Raw genomic sequence first — 12,045 nt, 5'->3', positions numbered from 1 at the left:
GCAATTAATTTAGTGCTAATTGAGTTTTTTGTTTCTTAAAGTAAGGCAGATAGTGTGACAGACGTTCTTTTATCATTGCTGTTACCCCATTACCGGTAATTGTTGCTCCGGAAATGGCATCTACCTCATTTTCTCCTTTGGCACCGCTGCTTTTGGAAACACGCACACCAACAAGCTCGTCACTTTCGTCAAATATCTTTTTACCTTCAAACTGTGCCTGGAACCACGGCTGAGTAATTTCCGCCCCCAGACCAGGGGTTTCACCGGCATGGTCAAAGGTAACCCCTACTATGGTATTCAGATCATCTTTCAGAGAAACATACCCCCATATGGCATTCCATAATCCCGCTCCCCTCAAAGGTACGATATAATACTTTTCTCCTTCAACATCCGCTACGTAAAGAGGAAAATGCTGTTCGTCAACCGGAAGCTTCAATTCCTTGTTCAGGTCTACATCAAAAGCATCGGAACTTTCATCTACGGAACCATCAGCTACCAATGACAATTCTTCCTTAATATAGTCTTTATATTTTCCTTCGGCAGCTTCCCGCTCCACGTCTATTCCGATAGATTTCAGGATATTCTGCATTTTTTCTTTCCTTACATTCTCACTCTGCTTCGGTTTGAGGGAAGTCGCTGCGAAAGCAAGCAGAAACGCAACGATTACCACCATCCCTATAGCAAAGATAAATGTATATGTATTACTTTCTCGGTTCATCACTAAGCAGTTTTAAGTTGTTTAGACGCGGCCAGTCTCTTCTTTCTCCTTTTAATGTTAGCTTCCAAAACATAATGATCAATGGTCGGCGCAAAGACATTCATCAACAGTATTCCCAGCATTACCCCTTCCGGGTATGCGGGGTTGAACACACGGATCATAATACAGAAGAACCCTACCAGTATACCGTATATCCATTTCCCCTTGGTTGTTTGAGCCGCAGATACGGGATCCGTGGCCATAAACACGATACCGAAAGCAAAACCGCCTACAATAAGATGCTGATACCACGGGAAAGCCATCAATGCATTAGCGTCCCAAAGGTTGAACAGCAGCCCCATTATGGAGCCTCCAATTACTCCGCCTAGCATAATTCTCCAGCTTCCTACTCCGGTAAAGATTAATAGTGCCGCTCCCACCAGGATAAACAGGGTGGATGTCTCGCCTATAGATCCCGGAATAGCTCCGCTAAACATATCAAACATACTGAAATGAACCTCGTGTCCGGCTGCCAGGCTTCCCAGGATGGTCTCTCCTGAAATCGCATCAACATTGGTAGCTTCGGAAACCCATACCTTGTTTCCCGACATAAATGTAGGGTATGCAAAAAAGGCAAAAGCCCTGGCAACCAAAGCGGGGTTCAGAATATTCATACCCGTACCGCCAAAGGCTTCTTTTCCGATCAACACGGCAAATGCAACGGAAAGACCTACCATCCATAAAGGGATATCCACAGGCATGATCATAGGAATCAGCATTCCTGTTACCAGATACCCTTCGTTTACTTCATGCCCCCTGTATATCGCAAAGATAAATTCTATGGTAAGACCTACTCCGTAAGACACTATTATAAGAGGAAGCACCTTCCACAGACCGTGAGTGAATGCATCCATAAAAGCCACGTCTCCGCCGTTGAGCTGGTGCAGGTATTGGTACCCCGTATTATAAATACCGTAAATCAGAGCCGGCAGAAGTGCAATTACCACAGTGATCATGGTACGTTTCAGGTCTACCGCATCACGGATATGCGCACCTTTTTTCGTGGTATGGTTGGGCACGTAAAGGAACGTGTCCAACGCATTGATCGCAGGTGCGAACTTCTCCCATTTTTCCCCTTTTCCGAAGGGTTTCTTCAGTTGATCTATTTTATTTCTTAAAAACTTCATAGCTTATATATTAGCCAACTTCTTTAATCATTAAATCCAGTCCCTGTCTGATAATTTCCTGTGCTTCGATCTTGGAAGTACAGGTATAATCCACCAGTGCAAAGTCTTCGGGAGCTACTTCGTAAATCCCCAGGTTTTCCATTTTCTCGATATTGTTTACCATACAGGCTTTCAACAACTGCATGGGGTAAACATCCATCGGCATTACCTTTTCCATCTCACCGGTGACTACCAGTGCCCTCTCTTCACCGTTCAGGTTGGTATTTACCTTATATTTCTTATTGGGGAACAACCATGCAAAAGAAGTATGGTGCGTACTCGGTATGTTGTTATCTTTGAAAGGTAACCATCCGAACATCCTGTATTCATTGCCTTCGGGAATGAGGGTAACCGTATTGTGATAGAACCCGATAAAACCGTCTGCGGATATCTTGTCTCCCGTAAGTACATCACCGCTGATAATCCTTACATCGGCAGAATCATTATCCACAAGGGCTTTTACGGCAGATCCTATCTTCACCCTGTAATACTGAGGCTTATCCGCTTCGGAACCTGCCAGGGCAACCGTACGCGTAGCATCGAATTTACCGGTGCGGAACAGTTTACCTATTATGGCCACATCTTCGGGGTTGATAACCCAAACCCGTTCTCCTGCATTTACAGGATCGATATGATGTATCTGCACGCCCACATTTCCGGCAGGGTGCGGACCGGAAACCCGGTGAATTTCCACTCCTTTTATATTATTGAAAAAAGAAGAGCCTTTACCAACAGACAAATGGGTCTTCCCTGCTGTCAGTTTGGCCACGGCATTGATTCCTGCTTGGAAATCCTCTTCCCTGCCCTGAAGTACAAACTCCGTATCGGCCGCCAGCGGAGCACTTGTGTAAGCTGAAATAAAAATAGCTTTGGGAGTGTCATCCGGATTGGCAATTACGTCATAGGGACGCTGCCGGATAAAAGGCCAGCATCCGCTTTCCAGTAAAAACGCCTTTACTTCTTCAGAAGAAAGGTGTGCCGGGTCCTTGGCATCAAACTCGTTGTAAACATCCTGGTCATCGGCTTCAATTACTACTTCGAGTATTCTACGCTTAGCGCCTCTTCTGATTTCCGCGAGTGTCCCGCTTACCGGAGCTACGAATTTTATTTTTTCGTTGTACTTGGAATAGAAAATAACATCACCTGCTTTTACTTTTTCTCCCTCTTTCACAACCATTTTAGGAGTAGTGTTGTGAAAATCAGTGGGTTTTAGTGCGAAGGTTTTAACTCTCGGGGCCTCTGAAACTACTTTTTCCGCCTCCCCTTTCAAATTGATGTTTAAACCTTTTCTGATACGAATGTCATTGGACATGTTACAATTGGATTGTTTTGAAAAATAGGTTATTCAAAAATTCATGCAAATTTATAAATTTATAGAGTATTTATTATCTAAGGGAAAGCACTGTTTTCGTTATTTATATTTATTCTAAACAAATGCTTTGTTTTTGATTCCAAACCCCACAAACAACACCGTCAGAAAAGACCGAAGCATATTGACCGAAGTCGCGTTATAAAAAAACTGTCCCCCGCAAACCACATATAGTCCGTAACACCACAATTCCGGCGTATTCTCCCCGGCAGACCGGAAAAGTGCAGCAACGGGCATACCTGTCTTCCATCTCATTTTTTGTGTATCTTTACCGCATGATGCACAGAAAAAAGTATTTCCTCCTCCTGGCACTCATACCCTTAACCCTGTCCGGTCTCTTTGCACAGGCAGAATACGAGGTAGAACCGCCGGAATATATAAAATCCATCGTTTTTAAAAGCGACGGGGAGAACAAGGACGACCAGTTTCCCATTATAACACTGGGAGAAACTTTCACCTTGTCTTTTGATGACCTGCGGGCAAGGGAATCGGACTACTATTACCGTATTCTCCACTGCAATGCGGACTGGACCCCTTCGGACCTGCTAAAATCGCAATTCCTGGATGGTGTGGACAATCAGAGGATACAGGATTACCGGAATTCGGTCACCACCCTGCAGCCCTACTCACATTATGACCTTACATTACCCAATTCGCGAACCCGGCTGAAACTCTCGGGTAATTATATCCTTAAAATATATGACAGCAACAACAAACTGATGTTCTCCAGGCGTTTTGTCGTTTTTAAAGACATGGTTTCGGTAGGCGTGGTGCTGAAAAGAGCCCGGGAAATGGCTGTGATCGCTGAAAAACAGGTTGTACAACTCACCATAAACACCAATGGCCAGCCCCTGGTAAACCCGCAGCAGGAAGTGAAGGTCGTTATACTGCAAAACCACAACTGGAATACGGCGATCACCGGGATCAAGCCGCAGTTCTACTCCGGTAACCAGTTAATTTACAAATACGATAAAGAGACCTCGTTTGACGGGGGTAACGAATACCTGTATTTCGACAACAAAGAAATACGGGCTTCCACCAATACGATTTCCGGCACGGAACTGCTCGATGTATACAATACCTATTTGTTTACCAATACGGTCGATACCGGCAAACCCTACACCTATTACCCGGACATCAACGGGGATTTTGAAATACGTACACTGGACGGAAATGACAGGGACAATGCTACGGAAGCGGACTATGCCGACGTCCATTTCAGCTTGAAGTATGACCAGGAACTGGGACTCAATGAGGTTTATGTATACGGCAAGTTCAACAACTACCAGCTTACCGAACAAAACAGAATGACCCTGGACGAAAGCGGTGAAAGGCTGCAGGTTAAGATCCGCCTTAAACAAGGGTTCTACAACTACAAGTTTGTCATGGCCGGGACGGACGGAACAGATTATACCACCATAAACGGCAATCATTTTGAAACGGAGAACAACTATCTTGTCCTGGTATATTACCGGAATTTCGGCGATATGTATGACAGTCTCATCGGTATCGGAAGCGGTACTTCGGTAAACATCTCCAATTAAGCAGGCTGCCCTTACGGGGTCCCGGATAAAAAAATTTATTCGCAAATTGAATCAGATAAAACTAAAATTTGTATTTTTGTTTGGAGGGATACTATATCCGTACCTGTAAACAACCCGGCATTGTGGTTATACTACTTTAAGCTTTTCATATGATCACACAAATAACCAAAGGCATAAAAATCTCGGTAATCACCAGTTTTGAAGGTACCTTCTTCAAGAACTACAGGATGCATTTTGCTTTCGGTTACAAGATCACCATAGAGAACCAGAGCAAGGATTCCGTACAGCTCACTTCAAGGCACTGGCAGATTTACGATTCACTCAACCACCCCGAATTTGTAGACGGGGAGGGAGTAATAGGCAAAAAACCGGTGTTAAAACCGGGAGAATCTCACTCTTACAGTTCCGGGTGCCTGCTGACATCCCCTATCGGGGCCATGCGGGGGCATTATAATATGGTGAATTTTACTTCTACCCGAAAGTTCCGGGTGTATATTCCCACATTTAAATTATGCGCCCCCTTTGCACTTAATTAAATAAGATCTTTTCTAATCTTTCTTATCATACTCCTTCTGGTACCGGAGTAATGCCTCTATAAAATAATAATCGCCATAGGTAAGCGGTACATCCACTTCGGATTTCTGAGGTATATGCCCTACCCCGTGTTTTAAAAGGAATCCCCCGTTAGTCCCTTCGGAAGCTACATAATTTTCCGTAGCGAGGGTATGAAGTATTTTTTGGGCATTTACCGCGTATTTTTCAGCTTTATCCCTTTTTACATAATTTTTAAGTTCCAGTAAAGCTGACGCTATAATGGCACCTGCCGAAGAATCTCTCAAAGCATCCGGAATATCAGGTGCGTCGAAATCCCAGTAAGGAACTTTATCTTCCGGCAGATTAGGATGGTTCAGTATAAATTCGGCGATCTTTACCGCCTGGTCCAGGTATTTACGCTTACCTGTTGCCCGGTACATTACCGTATACCCATAGAGCCCCCAGGCCTGTCCCCTCGCCCACGCAGATGCATCGGAGAAGCCCTGAGCCGTTTTCTTTTCTTTGACCTTTCCGGTATTCACATCATAATTAAGTACGTGATAAGAACTGTTGTCTTTACGGAAATGGTTTTTCATGGTAGTGTCCGCATGCCTTACCGCTATATCATAATAGGTTGAATCCCCGCTGTGTTCAGTCGCCCAGAAAAGAAGTTCCAGGTTCATCATATTATCTATAATAACCAGGAAATCGTCATTATTCGAATCCCAGGAACGTATACACCCGACGGTTTCATCGAACCTGGAGGCAAGCGACTTTGCACTGTTCATCAATATTTCTTCATAGGCCGGTGAAGGAGCCATTCTCTCGGTATTACCGAAACTGCAGAACATCATAAAACCCAGGTCGTGCGTCCCGGTATTGAATTGTTCTTTAGCGAGTATCTCCATAATACGGTCGGCTTCCTTTTTCAGAGTACCATCTCCCGTATTTTCGTATAAATACAACAAAACACCGGGATAGAAACCACTGCACCACCATCCGGAATCACTAGTTTCCAGTTTATCTGATTCCGCATAATACGTTTTCGGGAATCTGTCATCGGGCAACAGTGTCATCATATGCTTATACTGAACAACCGCTCTTTGCAGTACCCGGTCTGCCGCCGTATACAGATCGTTATTATTTTTCTGGGCGGCTGCCGGAACTGCAAAAGTCAGTACCAGGATTAAAAAGATCACTTTTTTCATTTTTTCTTTTGTTTGGTTTGTTAGGTTCAACTTATTTTTTCCGGTCTTCTACGTAGCTGTCACGTTTAAACCATGCCCGGGGTATTTCCAGAACACGCACGGGAGTTGCCGGCCTTATTGCTATGCCTTCATGATCTGTTTGTTCTACTTCCTGAACAAAAAGGTGCAATTGCTTCCTGCTTTTCCATAGCTCCGTATCATAAGATGGCTCCCACTGTCCCACGGATGACGATGTGAGGTCGTACACCCTCCACCCGGCACTATCATTGATACCTGTACTTACCAGGGAAATTTTATTTTCTCTTTCTTCATCCCGGAAAAGCAAATGGAGCGATATATTTTCGTTTTCTTCGGTCAGTAATAACTGGGGACGGGAAAGCGGTATTCTCTTGGTCCCGCTGCCTCCCAGTTCAAAAGGTGTCTGCCGGAATCCGGTCACACGTCTTTTCCAGTCTTTGCTTTCTTTATATACTACCTGGTATTGCGGTACCCCGTCCTGTTCCCAGTAAGTTGCTATATAGGGTACTCCACGGGCATCGGCCGCCATTGATGTCTGGTTTATAAGACCGCTCCCTTCGGGAACCTGCCAGGCATATTCTGCCGTAGATTCTGTAATGGGTAATACATACTTTTCGCCCGTAGATTTTTCCCAGCTGATTCCGCCGTCACGTGATCTGGCATAGCATAAATCGTGATTGGACGCCACATCCCATGTCTCTCTCCATACCCAGGAAAGATGTATGGTCCCTCTATCATCCACACAGGCCTGCCAGTAAGCACTTCGTTGTTCTTCTCCGTCTATGAGATTACGGTGCAGAAGCTTCCACTGTTTCCGGGAAACATCATAAGTACTGACCACCATATTCCCGCGTCCCGACCCTCCGGACCTGTAGAAAAACAACAGGTTACCACCGGGTAATGCATAAAACTCCGGGTAGGTCACCATGTCTTCTTCCACGCCGGTCATCATTCGTTCTTCTCCCAGCTCCAGGGCCAAGGGCTCCCTGCTCTGCGCATACCGCAACGGCGTATTGTGGTGGTCCCATGCCACATGCAGGTACCCGTCTCCGTCTATGGCCATACTTATGGAATTGTGAGCATCGGATATGTTGCCCTTAAACCGGGTTTTCCGCACTGTCCATACTGTATCCGTAAGTTGCCGCGTGCCGAGAACCAGAAAAGTATCTTCATCATAGTAAGCTGTAAACTGCCTCCCCTTATGACTGACCAGGGAGTTTTTCCGGAATACTACCGTATTTACCGAATTGTTAGCCCATCCCCGTCCCACGACGGTCTCCCGCACGTCCTGGGCAATGGACACGGAAAGAAAAAAGAGGGTACAGATTGTACTGATCATTTTCTTTCTGCCCCGCTGTTTCCTCCTGTAACGGTTACGCATTACTGTCATTTTTTCTTTTTTATAAGGAGCGTGATCTTTGTACCGTTACATTTTTCGCATAATAGTAAGTCTCCGTTCCGGGTCCGGGTGAACCGGAAGAGCCTTCCATCTGCAGGTTGATGATCAGCCAGAGCGGTTTTCCTGTAAAATCCGCCCGGTGGGTACCCGTTCTTTTCCCGTCTATAAAATATTCTATTGTTATATTTTCATCATTTACCCGTTTCAGTATGGCCGTGTAAGTATGCCAGGTTTCCATAGCTGAAGGAATATTTTTCTTGATCGTAGAAACCTCCTCCGGGGTTATAAAGGTATTTTGCCAGTTATAGGGATCTCCTTTGAATTCCAGTATATCACTTTCCGGCGGCCATCCGTCTACCGCCGTTAGCCAGAAAGCGGGCCATGTCCCCCTGGCTGTCGGGGCACGGAACTCTCCGGAAACCTTGTATACGGGGTATTCCTTGCTTACGGTAATATGATGTTTGGCATGTATGGCTGCGGAATGGTATCGTATTTTCTGATACGGTGGACTACTGCTCTTTCCTTCATCTTTCTCCACGGGGGTTGCCTTGATCTGAAGAACATTATCGTTTAGCATTAACTGTTCCCGGTTTTCCGGGCCTGCATACATCCTGGCCGAACCATTGTGATCGCTGCCCCAGGGATACAAGTAATTCCAGTGCATCTCCAGATTGTTGTAATCGCTGAAGGAAGTACCGTCTATGACTGTTTCCCAGTCCGGTTCTTTATCTTTTTGCGGATAATATGCATGATCGCGCGAAATTTTTCTTCCGCTCCATATTTTCTTCTGCGTCCAGCTGGCCGGGGCATCTGTCCAGAAAGGGGCATCTGCAGGCAGTCCGAGTACCAGAAACACTTCCGTGCACAAATACAGGCTGCCGGTAGAAAGGTATCCTTCGGCAATCTCCGGATCACGACCGTAAAACCCGAGGGTGAGCCATCCGTTCTCATCAAACATATCCGGGGCCTGCTGATGCCTTTGTATTACCGCATGAAGGGCCGAGCGCACCTGTGCAGGAGCAATCCCTTCCGGTAATTTCTCCAGTAAGGCCATCTGTGATAAAGCCTGGAAAGCACCGTACCTGTATGGCAGGGACCGGCCGATGGGAGGATAGGTTCCCTCCGGAGATATCAGCCTTTCCTGTATTGCGGCATAGCGTTGGGCCCGCTCTGTCAACAGGCGGTAATCATGCAGAAACCGGTTGTATTTATCGTCTCCCGAGGTATCCCTTTTTTCCCTGAGAACAGCACCTATATCGAGCAACATGGGCTGTATGACATAACTGTTGTAATAATCCCAGTGAAAGTCCGGCCCGTCTCCGTAAACACCATCTCCCAGATACCATTCTTTATGTTTGTTCAGGGCATACTCTATACGGACCAGGTCTGCTTTCCCTTCAAATTTCAACAGAGCAGCCTCCACCATGGCAGTAAACAACAGCCAGTTGCTGTATGCCGGGGAAATGTCGCGGGTAGCTTTGAGAGCCGTTAACACATTGGCCTGTGTTTCTTTGTCCAGTCTTTCCCATAATTGTGTAGGGGCACGCAGCAAACCCTGGGCAAAAAAAGCGGCATCGACCAGGGGCTGCCCGCCCTCCGTAAAGTTCATAAAGTCGGCAGCATCCGGATCAGTGGCATGCTGTATACCTTTCAACGCTAACCGGATATATTTTTCCCTGAGCTTCCCTTCTGCGGTATTGTCCGGTCCGAGTTCCAGCCAGGGGGCCATCCCCGAAAGTGTCCTGCCAAACGCCTCCAGGTAGGTCACCTGTTTCCGGTCTCCCCAGGGATTGGCAGTGGTCTCTACGGGCATTGTTTTTTTTAACTCGTCCCTGCTTATCGCTTCCAGCACCGGGGATGCTATTTTTACAAGACTGGCGATAAAATATTCCCGGGATTTCTTACCATCCGGAATTCCTTCGTCCTGTCCTTGTGCGAATCCCGAAGGAACGGAAATGAAAAATAACAACAGTAGGGCTACAAAATGTTTACGCATATCTTGTCCTTGAAATTTTATTGGTCTTAAAAAAAGTTTAAAACTATGCACTTTAGTGTATCTTCCTTTCAGGTTCTAAAAAGTTATTTATGCCACCAATTCACGAATGAATATGGGCTTGTACTTATAAAAATATTGGCGAATTCATGGCCAAACAGACTTTCAGTCTGTCACAAACCTGTGAACTTCATGTCCATAGGAGTGGTTTAGTTTCCGAATACATTAGCTGTCACGTAGAGCAAGGGGAAAAATATTCCGTCTTTATCTCTTCCGAATATAAAAAATTACGCTCACATGAGAATCAGTTTATACTTCATAGAAATACTATCACTTAATTACCATATGCCGGATTGAGGCGGTTATATGTTCTTAATCAAGTTGATAATCGATAATTGGTATAGTATTCGAATCAAACTTACTTTAATATCCCGGATTTTGCTCCAGGGTAGCATCTTTGTTCAGTTGTATCTCTCTGAGGGGGATAGGCAGCAACAGGTGAGTCGGGGTCAATCCCCGTATCTGCATTCCCGTGGGAGCCCCGGTATTCAGCGCTGCCCGTTCTACCAGTGTCCCGGTGCGCATGAGGGTCATCCGGCGGTTTTCTTCCCCAATGAGTTCGCGTACCCTTTCATCGAGTATAAAATCCATATCGATATCCCCGGCAGAAACCTCTGAGGTATTGGCTCTTTTGCGGATGGCATTGACGGATAGGGCAGCTTCTGCTGTTTTTCCCTGCATGAGCTGTGCTTCTGCCCTAAGCAGGTAGGTCTCTCCCAGTCGCATGAGAATAAAATCTTTCCACATTCCAAAACCAAAAGTATCCCTCGGATCGAAATGTCTCCACTTCATCGTGTAAGGATTAATGATAAAGAGCGTATCCGGGCCCTGATAGGCCACTTTTTGTCCGTAGTTTTCATCCTGGGGGTCATTATACCAGAACTCCCTGCGGATATTGTGTTGGGAATTCCGCATATCCCCATCTTCGTAGAGATCATATAAAACCCAATTATTCAGCCGCATCCTGGACAATCCCCTGCCACCGAGAGAATCGGCAGGGAGCATGCCTTTTCGATTGTGATATGCACCTCCCCATACTCTTCGTTGCTGTGGGTTTCCGGTCATTCCTCCCGGTACGTCACTGGGGTTTTCTGCTTCCAGCACCCAGATGGCTTCCGTATTGCCCTGTGACCTGCGCTGATTGCCGTAAATAAACATATCCGAAAAAGGATCTCCCGCTCCGGAAGCATTTACACCGTACCGGCTGGTTATAAGGCTGTATTTTTCACTGTCTATAATGAAATCGCACTGTTCTTCTGCTTTAGCAGGTTGGTCCATACGCAGGTAGGCAACGGCAAGCAATTGTGCCGCAACGTACTTATTTGCCCTGGCTTCGGCCGGGGCTTCCCCTACTTCGGGGAGATTGTTCACCGCATAAAGAAGGTCCTCCTCTATCAATGTGTTTACCTCACCCAGGGAAGCTCTTACATAATCAGTTTTAGGTTCGGACAAAGGTTCTGTGGTTAAGGGCACCCCGCCGTAACATGTGGCCAGGATGTTATAGGCCAGGGCACGGAAAAAACGGGCTTCAGCATTGACCTTGTCCTTGTCTTCTTCGGTCATCCCGGTGATCTCCAGTTCAGGGTTTTCGATATTGGCAATGATAATATTGGCGTTGTTAATCATCTGATAGGCCCAGCGCCAGGTAAAATATGCCGCCGCGTCATCTGCGGTGAGCAGATCGTATTCGTAGTAAGGCACTTCAATCCCTTCGGGCTGTGTAGGCCATACAATATCGGTACCGGATTGCCATACGCTTACCCAGCCCTGGCGGTCACTCTTGGAATACCAGTTACTCAAATGATTATACAAACCGACCAGGGAAGCCTCAAACCCAAGAGCATTGGTCAGAGCTTCCGGGGTATAGTTGGATCGGGAATCTTCATCAAGAAAGGACTTGCTGCAGGATATACACAGGAGCAATGCCATGCAAAAGCAGCTTATTATTTTTATGTATGTTTTCATTTTCTCAAACTTTTTGGTTATTAGATAAAACC

General features: G+C 46.0%; 10 protein-coding genes. 2 read left to right on the top strand and 8 right to left on the bottom strand.

Features of this window, described 5'->3' with window-relative positions; all coding sequences use genetic code 11:
- Nucleotides 1–4 precede the first annotated feature (4 nt).
- The 4 genes from nqrC to ED312_RS23565 form a co-directional block, all read right to left on the bottom strand.
- On the bottom strand, nt 5–718 hold the full coding sequence (gene nqrC, locus ED312_RS01135; protein ID WP_123214140.1) for an NADH:ubiquinone reductase (Na(+)-transporting) subunit C: 714 nt from the start codon (nt 716–718) through the stop codon (nt 5–7).
- 2 nt (nt 719–720) lie between these two features.
- On the bottom strand, nt 721–1,884 hold the full coding sequence (locus tag ED312_RS01130; protein WP_123214139.1) for an NADH:ubiquinone reductase (Na(+)-transporting) subunit B: 1,164 nt from the start codon (nt 1,882–1,884) through the stop codon (nt 721–723).
- Between the two features lie 10 nt (nt 1,885–1,894).
- On the bottom strand, nt 1,895–3,235 hold the full coding sequence (locus tag ED312_RS01125; protein WP_123214138.1) for a Na(+)-translocating NADH-quinone reductase subunit A: 1,341 nt from the start codon (nt 3,233–3,235) through the stop codon (nt 1,895–1,897).
- Between the two features lie 114 nt (nt 3,236–3,349).
- Nucleotides 3,350–3,547, bottom strand: a complete 198-nt coding sequence (locus ED312_RS23565) for a hypothetical protein (protein WP_148044195.1) — start codon at nt 3,545–3,547, stop codon at nt 3,350–3,352.
- Nucleotides 3,548–3,570: 23 nt separating this feature from the next.
- Between ED312_RS23565 and ED312_RS01120 the strand changes: the two genes are divergently transcribed.
- Complete coding sequence (locus ED312_RS01120; RefSeq protein WP_123214205.1) at nt 3,571–4,836, top strand: type IX secretion system plug protein; 1,266 nt, start codon at nt 3,571–3,573, stop codon at nt 4,834–4,836.
- A gap of 149 nt (nt 4,837–4,985) precedes the next feature.
- Nucleotides 4,986–5,372, top strand: a complete 387-nt coding sequence (gene apaG, locus ED312_RS01115; RefSeq protein ID WP_123214137.1) for a Co2+/Mg2+ efflux protein ApaG — start codon at nt 4,986–4,988, stop codon at nt 5,370–5,372.
- Between the two features lie 12 nt (nt 5,373–5,384).
- Here apaG and ED312_RS01110 read toward each other — a convergent pair whose 3' ends face one another.
- The 4 genes from ED312_RS01110 to ED312_RS01095 all read right to left on the bottom strand — a co-directional run bounded on the left by ED312_RS01110 (nt 5,385) and on the right by ED312_RS01095 (nt 12,013).
- A complete protein-coding gene (locus tag ED312_RS01110) occupies nt 5,385–6,578 on the bottom strand; it encodes a glycoside hydrolase family 88 protein (protein ID WP_123214204.1) in 1,194 nt (397 codons plus the stop codon).
- Nucleotides 6,579–6,609: 31 nt separating this feature from the next.
- A complete protein-coding gene (locus ED312_RS01105) occupies nt 6,610–7,986 on the bottom strand; it encodes a BNR repeat-containing protein (RefSeq protein WP_206363186.1) in 1,377 nt (458 codons plus the stop codon).
- A gap of 10 nt (nt 7,987–7,996) precedes the next feature.
- Nucleotides 7,997–9,991 carry a DUF2264 domain-containing protein gene (locus ED312_RS01100; protein WP_123214136.1) on the bottom strand — a complete coding sequence of 665 codons (1,995 nt, stop codon included), beginning with the start codon at nt 9,989–9,991 and terminating at the stop codon, nt 7,997–7,999.
- Between the two features lie 420 nt (nt 9,992–10,411).
- Nucleotides 10,412–12,013: a RagB/SusD family nutrient uptake outer membrane protein gene (locus tag ED312_RS01095; RefSeq protein ID WP_123214135.1), complete on the bottom strand. Its 1,602-nt coding sequence runs from the start codon at nt 12,011–12,013 to the stop codon at nt 10,412–10,414.
- Nucleotides 12,014–12,045 lie beyond the last annotated feature (32 nt).

Source organism: Sinomicrobium pectinilyticum (assembly GCF_003725735.1).
In the GTDB taxonomy this organism is placed as follows: domain Bacteria; phylum Bacteroidota; class Bacteroidia; order Flavobacteriales; family Flavobacteriaceae; genus Sinomicrobium; species Sinomicrobium pectinilyticum.
Note: the sequence above shows the minus strand (reverse complement) of the source record. Positions and strands in the feature narration are given on the sequence as shown.

Excerpts from the sequence above, each read along its gene's own strand:
- ED312_RS01120 (WP_123214205.1), top strand. The coding sequence starts at position 3,571 with ATGCACAGAAAAAAGTATTTCCTCCTCCTGGCACTCATACCCTTAACC.
- ED312_RS01130 (WP_123214139.1), bottom strand. The coding sequence starts at position 1,884 with ATGAAGTTTTTAAGAAATAAAATAGATCAACTGAAGAAACCCTTCGGA.
- apaG (WP_123214137.1), top strand. The coding sequence starts at position 4,986 with ATGATCACACAAATAACCAAAGGCATAAAAATCTCGGTAATCACCAGT.
- ED312_RS01125 (WP_123214138.1), bottom strand. The coding sequence starts at position 3,235 with ATGTCCAATGACATTCGTATCAGAAAAGGTTTAAACATCAATTTGAAA.
- nqrC (WP_123214140.1), bottom strand. The coding sequence starts at position 718 with ATGAACCGAGAAAGTAATACATATACATTTATCTTTGCTATAGGGATG.
- ED312_RS01110 (WP_123214204.1), bottom strand. The coding sequence starts at position 6,578 with ATGAAAAAAGTGATCTTTTTAATCCTGGTACTGACTTTTGCAGTTCCG.
- ED312_RS01095 (WP_123214135.1), bottom strand. The coding sequence starts at position 12,013 with ATGAAAACATACATAAAAATAATAAGCTGCTTTTGCATGGCATTGCTC.
- ED312_RS01105 (WP_206363186.1), bottom strand. The coding sequence starts at position 7,986 with ATGACAGTAATGCGTAACCGTTACAGGAGGAAACAGCGGGGCAGAAAG.
- ED312_RS23565 (WP_148044195.1), bottom strand. The coding sequence starts at position 3,547 with ATGAGATGGAAGACAGGTATGCCCGTTGCTGCACTTTTCCGGTCTGCC.
- ED312_RS01100 (WP_123214136.1), bottom strand. The coding sequence starts at position 9,991 with ATGCGTAAACATTTTGTAGCCCTACTGTTGTTATTTTTCATTTCCGTT.